This window comes from Mesorhizobium sp. LCM 4577 (assembly GCF_001854795.2).
GTDB classification, from domain to species: domain Bacteria; phylum Pseudomonadota; class Alphaproteobacteria; order Rhizobiales; family Rhizobiaceae; genus Mesorhizobium; species Mesorhizobium plurifarium.
Genome location: NZ_MDDU01000009.1, coordinates 54507 through 72624 on the forward strand (window position 1 = coordinate 54507; position 18118 = coordinate 72624).

At 64.9% G+C, this 18118-nt stretch carries 19 protein-coding genes; 2 read left to right on the forward strand and 17 right to left on the reverse strand.

All coding sequences use genetic code 11. From position 1 onward, the window contains the following. Positions 1 to 61: 61 nt before the first annotated feature. The 9 genes from phnE to LCM4577_RS13385 all read right to left on the reverse strand — a co-directional run bounded on the left by phnE (position 62) and on the right by LCM4577_RS13385 (position 7768). Positions 62 to 1015 (reverse strand): phosphonate ABC transporter, permease protein PhnE, encoded by a 954-nt coding sequence (gene phnE / locus LCM4577_RS13345; protein WP_071071731.1) that lies wholly within the window; start codon positions 1013 to 1015, stop codon positions 62 to 64. 56 nt (positions 1016 to 1071) lie between these two features. Then, positions 1072 to 1980, reverse strand: a complete 909-nt coding sequence (phnD, locus tag LCM4577_RS13350) for a phosphonate ABC transporter substrate-binding protein (RefSeq protein WP_071071622.1) — start codon at positions 1978 to 1980, stop codon at positions 1072 to 1074. Positions 1981 to 2121: 141 nt separating this feature from the next. Then, entirely contained in the window at positions 2122 to 2979 is an 858-nt protein-coding gene (phnC, locus tag LCM4577_RS13355) for a phosphonate ABC transporter ATP-binding protein (protein WP_040987387.1), read from the reverse strand. A 144-nt stretch (positions 2980 to 3123) separates the two neighbouring features. Beyond that, positions 3124 to 3834, reverse strand: coding sequence for a DUF1868 domain-containing protein (locus LCM4577_RS13360; RefSeq protein WP_071071624.1), 711 nt, complete (start codon positions 3832 to 3834; stop codon positions 3124 to 3126). Between the two features lie 67 nt (positions 3835 to 3901). After that, positions 3902 to 4387, reverse strand: a complete 486-nt coding sequence (locus tag LCM4577_RS13365; RefSeq protein ID WP_083354717.1) for a GNAT family N-acetyltransferase — start codon at positions 4385 to 4387, stop codon at positions 3902 to 3904. 227 nt (positions 4388 to 4614) lie between these two features. After that, entirely contained in the window at positions 4615 to 5232 is a 618-nt protein-coding gene (locus tag LCM4577_RS13370) for a DapH/DapD/GlmU-related protein (RefSeq protein ID WP_071071627.1), read from the reverse strand. Next, the gene (gene phnL / locus LCM4577_RS13375; RefSeq protein WP_071071629.1) at positions 5229 to 5936 is read right to left on the reverse strand and encodes a phosphonate C-P lyase system protein PhnL; all 708 of its coding nucleotides are present in this window, start codon (positions 5934 to 5936) and stop codon (positions 5229 to 5231) included. The genes LCM4577_RS13370 and phnL overlap by 4 nt, the downstream gene beginning before the upstream one ends. Positions 5937 to 6026: 90 nt before the next feature. Continuing rightward, positions 6027 to 6803, reverse strand: coding sequence for a phosphonate C-P lyase system protein PhnK (gene phnK, locus LCM4577_RS13380; protein WP_071071631.1), 777 nt, complete (start codon positions 6801 to 6803; stop codon positions 6027 to 6029). After that, positions 6800 to 7768 carry an alpha-D-ribose 1-methylphosphonate 5-phosphate C-P-lyase PhnJ gene (locus tag LCM4577_RS13385; RefSeq protein WP_244508320.1) on the reverse strand — a complete coding sequence of 323 codons (969 nt, stop codon included), beginning with the start codon at positions 7766 to 7768 and terminating at the stop codon, positions 6800 to 6802. Before LCM4577_RS13385 ends, phnK begins: the two co-directional genes overlap by 4 nt. A gap of 59 nt (positions 7769 to 7827) precedes the next feature. Between LCM4577_RS13385 and LCM4577_RS13390 the strand changes: the two genes are divergently transcribed. Then, complete coding sequence (locus tag LCM4577_RS13390) at positions 7828 to 8025, forward strand: hypothetical protein (RefSeq protein WP_071071634.1); 198 nt, start codon at positions 7828 to 7830, stop codon at positions 8023 to 8025. A 2-nt stretch (positions 8026 to 8027) separates the two neighbouring features. Here LCM4577_RS13390 and LCM4577_RS13395 read toward each other — a convergent pair whose 3' ends face one another. From LCM4577_RS13395 to phnG, 3 genes are read right to left on the reverse strand one after another with little or no spacing between them, the layout of a single operon-like run. After that, positions 8028 to 9146 carry a carbon-phosphorus lyase complex subunit PhnI gene (locus tag LCM4577_RS13395; RefSeq protein WP_071031156.1) on the reverse strand — a complete coding sequence of 373 codons (1119 nt, stop codon included), beginning with the start codon at positions 9144 to 9146 and terminating at the stop codon, positions 8028 to 8030. A gap of 1 nt (position 9147) precedes the next feature. Next, positions 9148 to 9759 carry a phosphonate C-P lyase system protein PhnH gene (phnH, locus tag LCM4577_RS13400; RefSeq protein WP_041006533.1) on the reverse strand — a complete coding sequence of 204 codons (612 nt, stop codon included), beginning with the start codon at positions 9757 to 9759 and terminating at the stop codon, positions 9148 to 9150. Continuing rightward, complete coding sequence (gene phnG / locus LCM4577_RS13405) at positions 9759 to 10220, reverse strand: phosphonate C-P lyase system protein PhnG (protein WP_071071636.1); 462 nt, start codon at positions 10218 to 10220, stop codon at positions 9759 to 9761. Before phnG ends, phnH begins: the two co-directional genes overlap by 1 nt. A gap of 123 nt (positions 10221 to 10343) precedes the next feature. Between phnG and phnF the strand changes: the two genes are divergently transcribed. Next, a complete protein-coding gene (gene phnF, locus LCM4577_RS13410; protein WP_371410047.1) occupies positions 10344 to 11090 on the forward strand; it encodes a phosphonate metabolism transcriptional regulator PhnF in 747 nt (248 codons plus the stop codon). A 275-nt stretch (positions 11091 to 11365) separates the two neighbouring features. On the opposite strand, the gene LCM4577_RS13415 is transcribed toward phnF, so the two are convergent. The 5 genes from LCM4577_RS13415 to LCM4577_RS13435 all read right to left on the reverse strand — a co-directional run bounded on the left by LCM4577_RS13415 (position 11366) and on the right by LCM4577_RS13435 (position 17977). Then, entirely contained in the window at positions 11366 to 12382 is a 1017-nt protein-coding gene (locus LCM4577_RS13415) for a zinc-binding alcohol dehydrogenase family protein (RefSeq protein ID WP_071071640.1), read from the reverse strand. 70 nt (positions 12383 to 12452) lie between these two features. Beyond that, entirely contained in the window at positions 12453 to 13418 is a 966-nt protein-coding gene (locus tag LCM4577_RS13420; RefSeq protein WP_071071641.1) for an ABC transporter permease, read from the reverse strand. Further along, positions 13415 to 14968, reverse strand: a complete 1554-nt coding sequence (locus LCM4577_RS13425; RefSeq protein WP_071071643.1) for a sugar ABC transporter ATP-binding protein — start codon at positions 14966 to 14968, stop codon at positions 13415 to 13417. The genes LCM4577_RS13420 and LCM4577_RS13425 overlap by 4 nt, the downstream gene beginning before the upstream one ends. A 156-nt stretch (positions 14969 to 15124) precedes the next feature. Then, positions 15125 to 16120 carry an ABC transporter substrate-binding protein gene (locus LCM4577_RS13430; protein ID WP_071071645.1) on the reverse strand — a complete coding sequence of 332 codons (996 nt, stop codon included), beginning with the start codon at positions 16118 to 16120 and terminating at the stop codon, positions 15125 to 15127. A 351-nt stretch (positions 16121 to 16471) separates the two neighbouring features. Further along, positions 16472 to 17977 (reverse strand): UxaA family hydrolase, encoded by a 1506-nt coding sequence (locus LCM4577_RS13435; protein WP_071071647.1) that lies wholly within the window; start codon positions 17975 to 17977, stop codon positions 16472 to 16474. Between the last annotated feature and the right edge of the window lie 141 nt (positions 17978 to 18118).

Below are 18118 nucleotides of genomic sequence, written 5' to 3' on the forward strand. Positions count from 1 at the left end.
TACCCTTTGGTCCTGACCATGATCTTGTCCGAAAACCGGCGTCCACTTTTCGGGATCATGGTCACGCGCTCATCAGAAAGGCCTGCTCGCCGACGAGCTTGCGGCGCAACCAGGCGGAGAACTGGTCGACGAGGAAGATGGTGGTGAAGAGCAGGAGCACCAGCGCCAGCGTCTTGGCGCCGAAGCCGCGTGAGATGGCAAGCTTCAGCTCTTCGCCGATGCCGCCGCCGCCGACCGCGCCCATGACGGTCGAGATGCGTACGTTGATCTCGATCCGAAGCAAAGTGTAGGACATGAAGTTGGGCAGCACCTGCGGCAGGCCGGCGAAGCGCACGCGCTCGAACCAGTTGGCGCCGACCGCGCGCAGGCCCTCTTCCGGGCGCATATCGATGTTCTCGTTGATCTCGTAGAACAGCTTGCCCAAAGCCCCGATCGAATGCAGGCCGATAGCGATGATGGCCGCGACAGGGCCGATCGAGACGATGGCCGCGAACAGGCCGGCAATGACGATCTCGGGGAAGGCGCGCAGCAGTTCCATGAAGCGCTTGACGACGAGCCGCAGGATCGGACTCGGCGTCAGGTTGCGCGCGGCGATGAAGGAGAAGGGAACAGCGAAGACGAAGCCGATGAAAGTCGAGACCAGCGCCACGTTCACCGTGGTCAGCATCAGCTCGAAATATTCGGGGATGTAGAAGCCGCCCCAGACATAGACGCGGCCGAGCGGGAAGTTGAATTCCTGCGTGCCCTTGTCGTTGGGCGAGGCGATGTCGAACAGCGCCCGCCAGACGTCGTTCCAGTCCTTCGGGACCAGCCAGCTGAGGAAATCGAGGATATGCGGCAGCCGGTCGAAGAAGTGACCGGCATTGGCTTCGTCGGCGAACCACATGGTCGCGAACATGGCGACAAGCAGCAGGCCGACACCAAGCGCGGTGTAGAAGCGGCGCAGCGAGGTCTGGCGCCGCCAGGCTTCGGCCTGCTGGCGGGTGGCGTCGGAGTGAAGGGTCGCTGATGTCATGATCTGGACATGCAAAAAGGGCGGCGTTTCGAACGCCGCCCTTTTTCCTGATGCCTTTAGCCGCCGATAGCGGCTTTGCGGGCTTCGACGATGACGTTGTAGAAGTCAGGCTTCACTGGGACATAGCCGGTGAAATCGCCGCCCTCGACGCCTTCGAAGCAGGCTTTGTCCTTCGCCGGCAGGGCGGTGAAGAAAGCGGTCAGCTTGGCGGTCATGTCGTCGCCCAGCGCGGTGCGCACCACCAGCGGGCCGTTGGGGATCAGGCCCGAGCGCCACACTTCGACGAAGTCGTTCGGGTCGACGGCGCCCTTGGCGACTTCCTTGTGGAAGGTGCCGGAGGTGTAGCCGTTCTTGAAGTCGCCGATGCCCGAGGAGTCGTCCACCGCCACGTCGACCTTGCCGTCGCGCACGGCCAGCACGTTGTTCTCGTGGCCGCCGTTGAACTGGGTCGAAGCAAAATAGGTGTCGTTCGCGACGCCGGTGTCCTTCGGAATCYGCGTCAGCGGGATCAGATAGCCCGAGGTCGAGTCCGGATCGGCATAGCCGAGCTTCTTGCCTTTGGCCGACTTGATGTCGGTGATGCCGGAGGACTTCAGCGCCAGGCCGATCGAATAGTAGCCGGTCGAGCCGTCGGTCTGCTTGGTGGTGAGGATCGGGGTGACGGCGTTCGGGTCCTTGAGGTAGACGCTGGCATAGCCGGACGCGCCGAGCTCTGCGAAGTCGAGCGTGCCGCCGAGCAGGCCCTGGATGACGCCGTCATAGTCGGCGGCCGGGAACAGCGACACCTTCTCGAAGCCGAATTCCGACTTCAGGTGGTCGGCGAGGCACTGGTAGTTGCGCAGGCGGTCGGTCTCGTTCTCGCCGCCGAGGATGCCGACGCGGAATTCCTTGATGTCGGCTGCGTGCGCGGCGCTTGTCGCCATGGCGAGCAGCGAAACCGCCCCAAAAACCATCTTCCTGAACATTTCGATCTCTCTCCTGTTGTTCCGGCTGCGCGCCGGCGGCGTTCTGATTTTTCAAGTCTTGCCGTTGACGCTGGCGGGCGATCCGGGTTGCTCGGCTGAAATCCACGGTTTGCCCAGACCGCTGCGGCCGGGGCGGCGGCGTCAGTAGCCAGGGAAGGCTGGTTCGAGCGGTCCGGCGGATGCGGTGATCTTCGGCTTGATGGTCACGCTGGTCGACGTGATGGCCTCGGAGATCTCGGCGCCGCTGGCATCGGCGCCATAGACGGTGCGCACGGCGTCGCGGTCGAGATCCTGGGGGGCGCCGTCGAAGACGACCTTGCCGGCGGCCATGCCGATGATGCGGTTGCAATAGGCGCGCGCGGTGTCCAGCGTGTGCAGGTTGGTGACGACGGTGATGCCTTCGCGCAGGTTGATGTCACGCAGCGAATCCATCACCACCTTGGCGTTGAGCGGGTCGAGCGAGGCGATCGGCTCGTCGGCCAGAAGCACCTTGGGCTGCTGCATCATGGCACGGGCGATCGCGACACGCTGCTGCTGGCCGCCGGACAGCGTGCCGGCCGGCTGCAGCGCGGTGCGGGCGATGTCGAGGCGCTCGAGCGCGGCCACCGCCTCGGCGCATTCGGTGCGCGTGAACATGCCGAGCAGATTGGAAACCGTGGAGCGATGATTGAGGCGGCCGAGCAGGACGTTGGTCAAGACGTCGAGACGCGGCACAAGGTTGAACTGCTGGAAGATCATGGCGCAGTCGCGCTGCCAGCGGCGCAGCGGCGAGCCCTGCAGGCTGGAGACCTCGGCGCCGTCAAAAAAAATCGACCCTTGGCTGGGATCGATGAGACGGTTGATCATGCGCAGCAATGTCGACTTGCCGGCGCCGGAACGGCCGATGATGCCGACCATCTGACCGCGCGGGATCGAGATGTTGATGTCGCTGACAGCGGTGTTCTTGCCAAATCGTCGGGTTACGCCGCGGATTTCCAGCGTGGCCGATGATGCCGACATAGCAAAGCTCCGGTACGTCGCGGTTTCGAAGGTCCGTTAACCTTCGCTAGCGCAGGCGGATGAAGCTGGGGTGTCGGATTGATGTCAGTTTTGTTACGAGTCACAGGCTTGGCGCGGAATGCTGGTCTGTGTCGCTGATCGGCGTCAACCAAGCACCAGCAATTCCTCGAAATGCTTCATGTCCTTGAAACTGCAGAAGGCCGGGGGCCTGAGCTCGATCACCGGAGCCTCGCGCTCGAGGAAGGACAGGTAGTCATCGAACAGGTCCTGCCATGCCGCGGCCCGCTCGTCGGCGAGACGGCGGATCTGGTAGGCGAAGGTGATGTGGAAGACATAGGTGTCGTGGTCCGGATGGCGGTAGCCGAACGGCACTGACAGTGCGTCGCGCCAGGCCTTCAGGATCTGCCGATCGTCCTCGGTGGCGCCGGCGACGGTGAGGCCGGTCGGCACGACTTCRACAGTCTTGACCTTGAAGGGGYCGTGGCCTTCGAAGCCTTGCAGACGTTCGAGATAGAGGCGGGTCATGTCGTCGATACCGGTGTCGAGCGGCACGTCCGAAGGCCAGTAGGGAAGGCGGCGCCGGTATTCGATGATGCCCTGGAACAGCGTCATATGCAGGCTGGAGATCGGGGTGAAGGCGAGGCGATCGGCATCCGGCATGGCCAGCATGCGCTCGCGCACCTCGACAATGGCAGCTTGCGAAGGCGAGCTTTCGACCAGATGGCAGACGACGGTGTTGCCGGGTTCGAGGAGGAAGTTGCCGGCTGTGTCGTAACGGGTGCCGAGATGGGTGGGCGGCGTCGGATTGGTGCCTTCGAAAAATCCGGCGAGCGAGGGTTTGACTGTGTCGAGCATGGCGATCTCCTTGGGGGAAACGCCTCCTGTCCGAGTCATGTGTCAAGGGTATGAACCCCGCGCATCCCTACAGCATGCGGTGCATCACGAACGCGTCGACATAGCCTAGCCGCGGATGGTCGAATGCTTGCGGAATCGTGCCGACAATGTCGAAGCCGAGCCGCTGCCACAGCTTCACCGCGCGCTCGTTGCTGCTGATGACGAAGTTGAACTGCATGGCGCGGAAGCCGAGTTCGGCGGCCCTTTGCAAGGAATGCTCGCACATCGCGGTAGCAATGCCGCGCCCGCTCGAAGTCGTTGACGTGACATAGCCGCAATTGGCGACATGCGCGCCGCCGCCGCGCTGGTTGGCCTGGAGATAGTAGCAGCCAATCACATCGCCGGCTTCCTCGGCCACGAACACGTCGTGGCCATTGGAAAACCAGTAATCCAGTGCCTGGTCGCGGTTCCAGTCTCGGGGCAGCGCATAAGTTTCACCGGCTCGCAGGACAGGTTCGAGAATGGACCAGATCGCATCTGTATCGGCCGGTGTGGCGGGACGAATGGTCGGCACGATCAGGGTTCTCGCGCGAGATCGAAACGGATCAGAACCAGATAGCGGCAAGGATACTGCCAAGAAAGACCAGAACCACAAAAGCGGTCACAAGCGCCGGCTCCGCGGCGGTGGTCAGCCGGGCGGGGATGTCCTTTCGCAAGGGCTGCATGAACCCCTCAAACATCCCTTACTTTAGCATGCGCGCATGTTCGTGGACACACGCAAAAATGCGGACGCCCGGCTGATCAGCCGCCGTATTTTTCCAGGAACGCCTCGGCTTCCAGCTCGCGGAAATCGTCGAGCGCGGCGCGAAGCCTTGCGTGGTCCCAATCCCACCATGCAAGCGCCTGGTAGCGTTCGGCGGTGCGGCGGTCGAAACGCTCGCGGATCGGTTTTGCCGGCACGCCGCCGACGATGGTGTAGGGCGCGACGTCCTTTGACACCACGGCGCCCGCGCCGACGGCCGCGCCATCGCCGACGGTCACACCGGGCAGGATGGTCGAGCCATGGCCGAGCCAGGTGTCGTGGCCGATGGTGACGCGCTTGGCGCGACGCTCAGCGAAAAACGCGCTTTCATGCTCGGCGTCGTCCCAATAGTCGGACGCGCGGTAGGTGAAGTGATGCAGCGTCGGCCGCCAGGTCGGGTGGTTGGTGGCGTTGAGGCGAACGCTGGCCGCGATGTTGGAGAACTTGCCGACGGTCGCGCACCAGACGGCGCAGTCCTGCATCATGTAGGAATAGTCGCCGAGCTCGCATTCGGCGACGCGGCTGCGCTCGGCGATCTCGGTCCAGCGGCCGAGCGTCGAGTTTTCGACCTGCGCCGTCGGGTGGACCAGCGGCGCCTCCGAAAGTTTCTTGCTCATGCGGCAATCTTCCCTGCGGCGAAGGCGGTGACGTCGATGACAYGATCAGCCACCGCGTCGCGCACGTCGAGATCATGGAAGATGCCGAGGAGCGCAACACCCGCCGCCTTCTTGGCCGCGATGAGCTCGACAACGACATCGCGGTTCTTCGCATCGAGCGACGCGGTCGGCTCGTCGAGTAAAAGGATCGGGTGCTCGGTGATGAAGCCGCGCGCGATGTTGACGCGCTGCTGCTCGCCGCCAGAGAAGGTCGCCGGCGGCAGCGCCCAGAGCTTTTCGGGCAGGTTGAGCTGCGCGAGCAAGGAGCGAGCCTTAGCCCGCGCGGTCTCGCGATCTTCGCCACGCTCGACCAACGGTTCGGCGACGACGTCGAGCGCGGGGACGCGCGGCACGGTGCGCAGGAACTGGCTGACATAGCCGATGGTGTGCCGGCGCACGGACAGCACGGTGCGCGGGCTGGCGGAGGCGAGGTCGATCAAGCCGCCGCCATGCTGGACGATGATCTGGCCTTCATCGACGGCGTAGTTGCCGTAGAGCATTTTCAGGATCGAGCTCTTTCCGGCACCGGACGGACCGCCGAGCACAGCGCATTCGCCGGCGCGGATCGAGAAGGAGACACCCGTCACCACCGGCAGCGTGACACCGTCGCGCAGATGCATGGTGAAGCTTTTGGCGACATCGGAAACGACAAGCGGAGTGGCCATGATTAGAGTCCTTTGTTTTGCCGCATGGTCTGGTCCGAAAACCGGCTTCCACTTTTCGCTGGCGCGGACCTTTGGTTCGGGACCATGCCGCTAGACCTGCAAAATCGAAGAAACGAGAAGCTGCGTGTAAGGTGCGCGCGGATCGTCGAGCACGCGGTCGGTGAGACCGTTTTCGACGACGCGGCCGTCCTTCATCACCATCATGCGCTGTGACAGAAGCCGCRCCACGGCGAGGTCGTGGGTGACGACGATCGCCGCCAGCCCGAGATCGGTGACCAGACCGCGCAACAGGTCGAGCAGGCGGGCCTGCACCGAGACGTCGAGGCCGCCGGTCGGCTCGTCCATGAACACCAGACGCGGTCCGGTCACAAGGTTGCGAGCAATCTGCAGGCGCTGTCGCATGCCGCCGGAAAAGGCGCGCGGCTCGTCGTCGATACGGTCCTCGTCGATCTCGACGCGCGACAGCCAGTCGACGGCGGTGGCGCGGATCCTGCCATAGTGGCGGTCGCCGACCGCCATCAGCCTTTCGCCGACATTGGCGCCGGCCGACACCGTCATGCGCAGCCCGTCGGCCGGGTTCTGGTGGACGAAGCCCCAGTCGGTGCGCATCAGGAAGCGGCGCTCGGCCTCGCTCATGCGGTAGAGCTCGCGCCACTGGCCGTCGCGCATGCGGTAGCTCGCGGTGCCGGAAGAAGGCAGCAGCCGGGTCGACAGGCAGTTGAGCAGCGTCGTCTTGCCGGAGCCGGACTCGCCGACCACCGCCAGCACCTCGCCCGGCCAGAGATCGAAGCTGACGTTCTCGCAGCCGACGCGCGAGCCGTAGAATTTGGAGAGCGCCGAGACGCGCAGCAGCGGTTCGTCAGTCATTCGGCCTCCTTACCCTCCCCCTTGTGGGGAGGGTCGGCGCGCAGCGCCGGGGTGGGGGTTGAAGAAAGAGAAGCTTGGCCGTTCCCCCCACCCGCGCCTTCGGCGCGACCTCCCCACGAGGGGGAGGTAGGGGCCTCGCGCCGTTTCTCGCAATGGTCGGTGTCCGAGCAGACGAACATGTGGCCGCCATGGTCGTCGAGGATGACCTCGTCGAGATAGACATTCTCGGCGCCGCACAGCGCGCAAGGCTGATCGAAGGTCTGCACCTCGAAAGGATGGTCCTCGAAGTCGAGGCTGACGACGTCGGTGAAGGGCGGCACCGCGTAGATGCGCTTCTCGCGGCCGGCGCCGAACAATTGCAAAGCCGGCGAGCGGTGCATCTTCGGATTGTCGAATTTCGGCGTCGGCGAGKGGTCCATCACATAGCGGCCCTCGATCTTGACCGGATAGGCGTAGGTGGTGGCGATGCGGCCGTGCTTGGCGATGTCCTCGTAGAGCTTCACATGCATGAGGCCGTATTCCTCGAGAGCATGCATCTTTCGCGTCTCGGTCTCGCGCGGCTCGAGGAAGCGCAGCGGCTCGGGGATCGGCACCTGGAAGACCAGCACCTGGCCCGCCGTCAACGGATGCTCGGGGATACGGTGACGGGTCTGGATGATGGTCGCCGTCGCGGTTTCGGTGGTGACGGCGACATGAGCGACCTTCTTGAAGAAGGCGCGGATCGAGACGGCGTTGGTGGTGTCGTCGGCGCCCTGGTCAATGACTTTCAGCACGTCGTCCGGGCCGATGATCGAGGCGGTGACCTGGACGCCGCCGGTGCCCCAGCCATAAGGCATCGGCATCTCGCGCGAGGCGAAAGGCACCTGGTAGCCGGGAATGGCGATGCCCTTCAGGATGGCGCGGCGGATCATCCTTTTGGTCTGCTCGTCGAGATAGGCGAAGTTGTAGGTGGCGATGTCGGTCATGGCGATCACGCTGGCTCTGTGGTATGATTTTGGCGCTCGAGACGCGGGAGAAGAGCCCGATGGACTCCACCGGTTGGATGCATCTTGGCGTGCTTTTGCTGGTGTTCGCTGGCATCGCAGCTTTCGCGCTTCGGAAGATGTTCCTCCCGGCGCCAAAGGAGCCTCCACACGGCGAAACCGTTGCCGGCACCAGTGGCTCCGGCGCGGGCGGCGGCTCGTTCGATGGCGGCGGCGGACATTCCGGTAGCGGGCACTGAATTCATTCCGCCGCCTCCCGCTTTTCCTCGGCGGTGGCCTTGTCCTCGTTTTCCCGTGCTTCGTATTCGGCGCGCATGCGGCGGACCAGGCCGAGCTCGGCCTGGAAGTCGACATAATGCGGCAGCTTCAGGTGCTCGACGAAGCCGGTCGCCTGGACATTGTCGGAATGCGAAATGACAAACTCCTCGTCCTGCGCGGCGGCAACGACGTCTTCGCCGAGCTCGCCGGCGCGCAGCGCCCGGTCACACAGCGCCATCGCCATCGCCTTGCGCTCGCTCTGGCCGAAGACCAAGCCGTAGCCGCGCGTGAACTGCGGCGGCGCCTTGGCCGAGCCCTTGAACTGGTTGACCATCTGACATTCGGTGACGCGGATCGAGCCCAGCGGCACGGCGAAGGGCAGCTCCGGCACGTCCAGCTCCAGCTCGACCTCGCCGATGCGCACCTCGCCGACAAAGGGATGGTTGCGGGCATAGCCGCGCTGCGTCGAATAGCCGAGCGCCAGCAGAAAACCCTCGTCGCCGCGCGACAGCGCCTGCAGGCGGATGTCGCGCGCCATCGGGAATTGCAGCGGCTCGCGCGTGATGTCGCCCGGCACATGGTCGAGCGGCATCTCGCCATCGGCCTCGATCAGCCCTTCATGGGCGAGGATCGCGGAGACGCGCGGCATGGCTTCGGCCTCGACCGGACGCTGCGCAGGGGCCTCGACCTCGGCGCCGGCGGCAAGCTCGGGATCGAGCAGGCGGTGGGTGTAGTCGAATGTCGGGCCGAGCACCTGGCCGCCGGGCAGGTCCTTGTAGGTGGCGGAGATACGACGCTCGACCTGCATGGCGCCGGTGTCGACCGGATTGGTGTAGCCGAAGCGCGGCAGCGTGGTGCGGTAGGCGCGCACCAGGAAGATCGCCTCGATCATGTCGCCGCGCGCCTGGACGACGGCGAGAGCCGCGAGCTCGCGATCATAGAGCGAGCCTTCGCTCATCACCCGGTCGACGCCGAGCGCCAGCTGCTCGACGATCTGGTCGAGGCGCAGCGCTGGCACCGAACGGTCGCCGCGGCGGCGGTCGGCAAGCAGGCGGTGCGCGTTGGCAATGGCGGCTTCGCCGCCTTTCACCGCGACATACATGTCATGCCTCCATCGTCTTGATGCGGGTGGTGCGCGGCAGGCAGGCGAGGCTGCCCGGCGCCGCCAGGATGATGTCGACGCCGCGCGGGAAACGCTGGTTGTTCTGCTTCCACTGCTCGACGAAATGGCGCGGCATGCCCGGAGGCGCGATCATCGACGTCTTTTCGATGCCGGGTCCTTCGAGCAGCAGCGACGGGCCCGAGGCAAGGTCGTCGACCAGGAGGATCAGTGTCGTCGAGCGGTCGGGATATTCCTGCGTGCCTTGCGCAAAACCGTCGAGCGCCGCCATCTCCTTCGGATTGGCGATCAACGCGAAATGCGCGTCGGCCGGCGTGTTGGCCAATGGCGCGCCGGTGTGGAAGCCGAGCCAGGCCTTGACCGGGGCTTCCGCCTGCAGCGGCGGATCGAGCCACACCGGCGTGTCGTTGTCGCAGAGCGAGAGCGCCACGGCGCCGGCCGTCGCCGACAACGGCGCCGGCGGATGGGCGAGTTGCGGCAGGTCCTGGACGGTGCCCGGTCGCGCCATCGCGTCCATGATGGCGCGGAACACGGCCTGGGCGTTGAAGACCGGGTCGGCGAAGCCGCCGTCGATCGATTGCGTGGCGATATTCATCAGTCCTCTCCGCGCACCATGGTGAAGAAATCCACTTTCGTTGCCGCCGTCTCGACGCGCCGGGTCTCGCGCGCCGCGTCGAGCGCCGCGCGCAAGGGTGCGGCGAGCTTCGTCTCGACCGTTTCGCGATGGGCCGGGTCCTGCCAGAGCGCGTCGGCGATCGCCGCGAGCCTGGCCTTGCCCTTGTCGCGACCGAGCGCATAGGAATGGCCGATCTGGCCGGAGGGCAGCCGCACCGTGGCGCGGGTGACCGTCGCCTCGCCGACATTGAACGGCGCGCCGCCGCCGCCGATCCGTCCGCGCACGGTCACCAGCCCGGTTTCGGGGCCGCGCAAAAGCTCGGCCTCGGAAGGCAGGCCCGCTTCGTTCCAGAGACGGGCGATCTCATCGGCTTCGGCGTGCGCCAGCGTCGCCATCAAGGCTTTTCGCCCCGCCTGCTCGCGCGCTTCCTGTCCTCGCATGGCATCGCTCCTTGCATGCATAAATTTGTCTATTGATATAGACAACTATACAAATTATACCTACCTCGTAACGGGAGTCCATGACGGGTGGATGACAGCCCGGGAAAAATGCTTGGGGCGATGATGGCTGGACTGGCGAACAGCATCGAAAGGCGTAACGGCGTGTCGCTGTGGCGGCAGATCGCCGACAAGATATTGCAGGGGATCGCAAGTGGCGACTTCGCCGAGAATGCGGCGCTGCCGCCTGAAGTCGCGCTGGCCGAGCGCTACGGCGTCAATCGCCATACGGTGCGCAGCGCCATTGCGGCCCTTGTGCAGGAAGGCGTGCTGAGGGCCGAGCAGGGGCGCGGCACCTTCGTCCTGTCGCGCAAGCGGCTGTCCTATCCGATCGGCGCGCGCACGCGCTTCTCGACGGGGCTGCAGGGGCAGACGAGCGAGCGGCATATCGCGCTCTTGTCGTCATCCACCGAGCCTGCCAGCCGGCGCATTGCCGAGGCGCTGGGCATCGCCAAGGGTGCGGCCGTCATTTGCCTGGAGACGCGCGGCGAGGCCGACGGTCATCCGGTGTCGCGGGCGACGACCTGGTTCGATGCCAAGCGCTTCGCAGGCATCGAGGACGCGATGGCCAAGACGGGGTCGATCACCGCMTCGCTCAAGCGTTTCGGCATCAACGATTATCTGCGGCATTCAACCGTGCTGTCGGCGCGCCACGCCGACGCCGACGACCTTGCAGCGCTCGATCTGCAGCCCGGCGCCATCGTGCTGGTGACGGTCGCCGTCAACGTGACGCTCGACGGTGAGCCGATCCAGTTCGCGGAGTCGCGCTTTCCGGCAGAGCGGGTGGAGTTGAGGTTGGCCGCTGGCGATTAGGTTTTCAGGGGCGCAGCTCCGTCGGGACGATCCTGGACGGCGGCTCGGAGACGAGCAACAGGCGCCGCGTTCCCGCCCACCCCCCTCTGGCCTGCCGGCCATCTCCCCCGCAAGGGGGGAGATCGGCAGTTGCGCCGCCGGCGCTTTTCATCCTGCGACGTTGGCGATTGGCGAAAGCGGACGCGACGTCCAATCTCCCCCCTTGCGGGGGAGATGTCCGGCAGGACAGAGGGGGTGCTGTCCCGCCGGCATTTCCGCGCTAAGGAACCGGCGCCTCACCCCACCTCGATCACCGCCTTTATCAGCCCCGACTTCTCATGCGTCCATCGCGCCAGGTCGCGCGGCGTTCCGGCGAGCGTGGTGCGGTGGGTGACGAGCTTGTTCAACGGCACGGCGCCGTTGCGGATCGAGGCCGCGACATGCTCGAAATCGGCCTTCAGGGCATTGCGGCTGCCAATCAGCGTCATCTCGCGCTTGTGGAACTCGGGGTCGGAGAAGGCGATGTCGTCCTTGACGACGCTGACCAGCACCAGCGTGCCGCCATGCGCGACATGGGCGAAGGCCGACTGCACCGATTGCGTGTTGCCGGTCGCGTCGAAGACGAGGTCGAACCCTTCGCCGCCGGTCGCCTGCCGCACCAGTTCGTCGGCTGTCGCCTTCGAGGTGTCGAGCGCGGCAAAGCCAAGCTCCTTTTCGGCGAAGCCGAGGCGCTCGCCGCTCATGTCGAGCAGGCTGACGTCGAGCCCCGCGATGCGGGCGAAGATCGCCGTGCCGAGACCGATCGGGCCGGCGCCGATGACCAGCGTGCGCTGGCCGGGCGCGCCCAATGAGCGGCGCACGGCGTGCGCGCCGATCGCCAGGAATTCCACCGCAGCGGCATCGGACAGCGAGAGGCCGTTCGCGGGATAAAGGTTCTGGGCCGGCACCAGGATTTCGTCGCACATGGCGCCGTCGCGGTGGACGCCGAGCACCTCGATCTTCACGCAACAATTCGGCTTGCGGTGCCGGCAGGCGATGCATTTGCCGCATGAAATATAGGGGTTGATGATGACCGGCTCGCCGACCGCAAGATCGACGCCATCCCCCTTATCGACGATGGTGCCCGAAACCTCATGGCCCATGATGCGCGGATAGGCCAGGAAAGGGTGCTTGCCTTCGAAGATGTGATAGTCGGTGCCGCAGATGCCGACATGGCTGACAGCGACACGCGCCCAGCCGGGCGGAGGCGCCCCCGGGTCGGCGCGGTCTTCGAGGACAAGCTCGCCGGGCGAGCGGCAGACGACGGCTTTCATGGCAGATCCAGTGTTCAAAAAGGAGCGCCGGCCTCGGCATGCGGGGCCGGCGCGGAGTTTCAGGGAGGAGTCATTTGCCCCGGCGGCGCAGGCCGTCGAAGTAGACGATGACAATGATCAGCAGGCCGGTGATGACGCGCTGCCAGAAGGTGTTGACGTTGAGCAGGTTGGCGCCGTTGTTGATCGTCGACAGGATGAAGGAGCCGATCAGCGGTCCATGCACGGAGCCGATGGCGCCGAACAGCGAGGTGCCGCCGATGACCGACGAGGCGATGGCCTGCAGCTCATAGGTGTCGCCCTGTGTCGGGTTGCCGATGCCGATGCGCGAGGCCAAGAGCACGCCGACGAAGGCGGCCAGCAGGCCGGACAGGATATAGGCCATGAAGATGGTGCGCGGCACGTTGACGCCCGACAAGCGGGCGGCCTCGGCGTTGGAGCCGACCGAGAACAGGTAGCGGCCCCAGCGCGTGTGGTGCAGGAAGATGTAGGACGGGATGGCGACCAGGATCACCATCCAGAACAGATAGGGGATGCCGAACAACGAACCACGAGAGAATGCCTGGAACGGGTCGCTGTTGATCGAGATCGAATTGCCGTTGGTCATCAGAAGGCCGATGCCGCGCAGCGAGGTCATGGTGGCCAGGGTGATGATGAAGGGCGGCAGGCCCATCTTGACGATGCCGAAACCATGGAACAGGCCGATGGCGACGCCGACCAGCAAGGTCGCCAGCACCGCCGCCCAGATCGGCCAGCCGGCATTGATCAAAAGCGCGACGACCACCGTGGTGAAGCCGACCACCGCGCCGACCGACAGGTCGATGCCGCCGGTGATGATGACGAAGGTCTGRCCGACGGCCAAGATGGCGATCAACGAGCCCTGGCGCAGAAGATTGGTGATGTTGAGCGCCGTGGCGAAGGACGGCGTGGCGACAGCCAGCACGATCCACATCAGCAGAAGAAGGCCAAGCAGGGTCAGGCCGAAGAGCGCGTTGAAATTGCGCTTGGATTTTTCGGCGGGGATCGCCTCGATGCTCATTTTTGTCCTCCCGACTTTTCTTGTTTCTCGGCCAGTGCCTGTCCCAGAATGTCCTCGTGGCTCGCGGTGCGGAAACCATGCGTGGCGACCAGCTTGCCGCGCCGGAACACATGCAGCGTGTCGGCAAGCTCGTAGACTTCCGGCAGATAGGATGAGATCAGGATGATGCCGGCGCCCTTGGCCAGCAGCGTCGAGAACAGCCGGTAGATCTCGGCCTTGGTGCCGACATCGACGCCCACCGTCGGCTCGTCGAAGATGAACAGCTTGGCACCATGCGCCAGCCATTTGCCGATGACGATCTTCTGCTGGTTGCCGCCGGACAGGCTGGAGGCGAGCGCGCTGCGCGTCGGCGTCTTGATGCGCAGGTCGGCGATCTGGCGGTCGGCCTCAGCTTTTTCCTTGGCGCCCGAGATCAGCGCGTTGCTGGAAATGCGCTTGTAGATCGGCAGGTTGAGGTTCATGCCGACCGACAAATTGAGGCACAGGCCCTGGTCGCGGCGGCTTTCTGGGGCCAGCGCCATGCCGAGCCTTATCGCGTCGTGCTCGGAATTGACCTGGACCTCCTTGCCCTCCCACAGGATCTGGCCGGCCGATTTCCTGTGGCGGCCGTAGAGCGTGGTGACGAACTCGCTGCGGCCGGCGCCGATCAGGCCGTAGAGGCCGACGATCTCGCCGGCGCGGACGGTCACGGAGACATTCTCGAAGCCTTTGCCGGAGAGGTTCTTCGTCTCGACGATCGTCGCGCCGGGGGTGAAATGCTCCTTGTGGTAGATCTGCTCGATCGAGCGGTTGATCATCAGCTTGACCAGTTCGGCCTCGTCGGTCTCGGCGATGTCGCGGGTGCCGACCAAAGTGCCGTCGCGCAGCACGGAGACGCGGTCGGCAAGCTCGAACACCTCCTCCATGCGATGGCTGATGTAGATGATGGTGACGCCTTCGCCCTTCAGCCTGCGGATCAGCTTGAAGAGCTGGTCGGCCTCCTTGCGGGTGAGGTAGGCGGTCGGTTCGTCGAAGATCAGGAACTTCGTGCCGCGCACGGTAGCCCGAGCTGCGGCGATCAGCTGCTGCTGGCCGATGGTAAGGTCGCCGAGCACGACATGGGCCGGCAGATCGAAGCCCAGCCCGTCGATGATCTTCTGCGCGTCCTTGACCATGGCGCGCTGCTGCAGAAGGCCGAAGCGGGACTCCTCCTCGCCGAGGAACATGTTGGCGGCGACGGTGAGGTGGCGGCACAGCACCACCTCCTGGTGGACGGCGTTGATGCCGAGCGCCATCGCTTCGTGCGGGGTCGCCAGAGCCGTTGGCTTGCCTTCCCAGATGACCTCGCCCGAGGTGCGCGGCATGACGCCGGTGAGCAGTTTGATGAGGGTCGACTTGCCGGCGCCGTTCTCGCCGACGATGGCGTGGATCTCGCCCGCCTTGAAGGCGAGATGCACGGGCTTCAGCGCGTGCGTGCCGGGATAGCGCTTTTCCAGGCCGTTGAGCTCGAGGATCGTCCTGCCCGGGGCCAATGTGGGGGCCGGGTGCAGTTCCTGCGCCGTCGACGTCATGGCAATCCTCCCAGATTGGTCTCAACCGTTGGGTATGCAGCGATGCATCTGACGCGCATCTTGGAGTCAAAAGCTAGATCAGGCCGGCGGATTTCCAAATTGCCTGATGGATGTTTCCGGGGCGCGAGGCCCCGGAAACGAGTGTGACGACGCTGCTCAGTTGAGCTTCGGGTTGAGCAGCGCGTCGATCTTGGGTTCTTTCATGTTGGCCTTCGTGACGAGGTTGGCGCCGGTGTCGACATTGGCTTCGACCTTCTCGCCCTTCGAGGCGGCCCAGGCGGTCTTGATGCCGTCATAGCCCATCCGGTACGGGTCCTGGACGACGAGGCCGGAGATGACGCCGTCGTTGAGGAACTTGATCAGCTTTTCGTCGCTGTCGAAGCCGATCAGCGCCACCTTGCCGCCGAGATTGTTCTCGGCGATCGCCTGGCCGACGCCTTGCGCCATGATCAGGTTGGAGGCGAAGATGCCCTTGAGGTCCGGGTTGGCGGTGATCAGGTCGGTCGCGATGTTGAGGCCGGTGGTGGCCTGGCCGTCGGCATATTTGTCGGCGACCAACTCGAGGCCCGGATACTTGGCCTTGATCTGTTCGATGAAGCCCTGCTTGCGCTGCTCCAGCGAACCGGCGCCGGGAAGCGCGGTGATCAGAGCGACCTTGCCTTCGACCTTGCCGCCATTGGCAGCGCCGATCGCGGCGGCGAGACCGTCAGCCGCCACGCGGCCGCCCTGGACGTTGTCTGTGGTGAGGAAGGAGGTGAAGGCCTTGGAGTCGGCGCCGGAGTCGATGCCGATGACCTTGACCTTCGAGGCCGCCTCGTCGATCGGCTTGCCGAGCGCCTTGAACTCTGTCGGCGAGATGACGATGGCCGCCGGGTTGCTGGCGACGGCGTTTTCGAGGATCGAGATCTGGCCGTTGACGTCGGTTTCGGCCTGGGCGCCGAGCTCCGGCACGTTGATGCCGAGGTCCTTGCCCGCCTTGCGGGCGCCGGCCAGAACGATCTGCCAGTAGAAGGAGGTGGTGTCCTTGACGATGATCGGAATGGTCACGTCGGCCGCCGAGGCGGGCGCGGAATGCAGCGCGCCGGCGAGCATCGACGCGGCGGCCAAGGCCACGAAAGCACGGCGGTTGAGAAGGCTGGTCACGAATTTCATTAGGTTCCTCCCTAAAGTCGCCTGGTGAAGGTTTCGGAAGCTCCATCTGGATAGGCGCGGCCCAAACAGAACTTTATCAATAAAAAACAGATACCGTTTTTTGATAATGCATCGCCATGGCCGATGCAAGCGGTGTCTGGTGCCGTTTGTGTGATGCCGGATCAGCTTTGTCCGGCTCCGCCAGCTCCTCCCTGGCGGCACATGGGCGCTTCCGTTCCTCCTTTGTCGATATGGAACGATAATTTCACATTACTGTCAATATGGAATATTCATTCCATCTTAAGGTCGCGCAATCGTGAAGGCAGGCTTCCTTGCTGCCCGTAGCGTTGCTGCCGGGATAATGGCCCGAGGTTAAAGCGTCGCGCCGAGATGCCAGGGCACGAATTCGTTGTCGCCGTAGCCGAACGCCTCGCTCTTGGTCTTGCGGCCGGACGCCGTCTCGATGATCAGCTCGAAAATCTCGCGGCCCATGCCGGGAATCGTCTTCTCGCCCGAGGCGATGACGCCGCAATTTACGTCCATGTCCTCTTCCATCTGGTGATACATGGTCGAGTTGGTGGCGACCTTGATCGACGGCGTCGGCCGGCAGCCGAAGCAGGAACCGCGGCCGGTGGTGAAGACGATGACGTTGGCGCCGCCGGCCACCTGGCCGGTGGCCGAGACCGGGTCGTAGCCGGGCGTGTCCATGAACACCAGGCCGCTGCCCGAAACCTTCTCGGCATAGCCGAAGACGCCGTTGAGTGGCGTCTGGCCGCCCTTGGCGACCGCGCCCAGCGATTTCTCGAGGATCGTGGTCAGGCCGCCGCGCTTATTGCCGGGCGAGGGATTGTTGTCGATCGAGGCGCCGTGCTTGGCGGTGTGGTCCTCCCACCATTTCACGAAGCCGTCGAGCTTGGCGGCGATCTCGGGCGAGGCGGCGCGGTAGGCGAGCAGGTGCTCGGCGCCGTAGATCTCGGTCGTCTCCGACAGGATGCCGATGCCGCCGACGCCGGCCAGGATGTCGACAGCGGCGCCCAATGCCGGGTTGGCGGTGATGCCGGACATGCCGTCCGAGCCGCCGCATTGCAGGCCGACGACGATCTCGCTGACCGGGATGGGCTCGCGCTTGAGGTGGCCGACTTCCTCGGCGATCTCGGTGAGCACGCCCATCGCCTTCTCGACCGATTTGCGCGAGCCGCCGGCCTCCTGGATGTTGAAATGGCGTTTTCCGGCAGCGACGCCCTTCTGGCCGTAGAGGGTGAGCTGGTTGACCTCGCAACCCAGCCCGACCATCATCACGCCGCCGAAATTCGGATGGCGCGCATAGCCCGCAAGCGTGCGGTGCAGAACCATCATGCCGTCACCCGTGCCGCTCATGCCGCAGCCCTGGCCATGGACGATCGGCACGAAGCCGTCGATGCCGGGATATTTCGGCAGAATCCTGCGATTGGCCTCGTCGGCGATGGCGTGGCAGACGGTGGCCGAACAATTGACGCTGGCGATGATGCCGATGAAGTTGCGCGTGCCGGCGCGCCCGTCGGCGCGGCGGTAGCCCATGAAGGTGCGCTTGCGGTCGGCCTCGGTGGCGTGCTCGGCCTCGCTTGGCGGCACCACCGGCAGGCGGCCGCTCTCGAACACCAGATTGTGCGAGTGAACATGCTCGCCAGGCGCGATGTCTTGCGTGGCGCGGCCGATCGCCTGCGCGTATTTCACCACCGCTTCGCCCGCGGCGATAGGCCTGATCGCCACCTTGTGGCCGGGCTCGATCACGGCAGTCGCGGCGGCGCCGCCCGGCAATGGCGTGCCGATTTCGATGCGCCCGTTGGCGACGGCGACATTATCGGAGGGGGAGAGAAGGATGGTGTTTGCGACGGTCACGGGCGGCTGTCCTGGGTGATCCTGGGAATGCGGGCGGATTGACTTGCGCCCGTTTAAAGGTAATGTCTTTTATCGGGAAAAAACATTTTTGCGTCAATTGTTTTTTCGCTGCAGGTGGCGCGCGTCCTATAGATGCCCGAG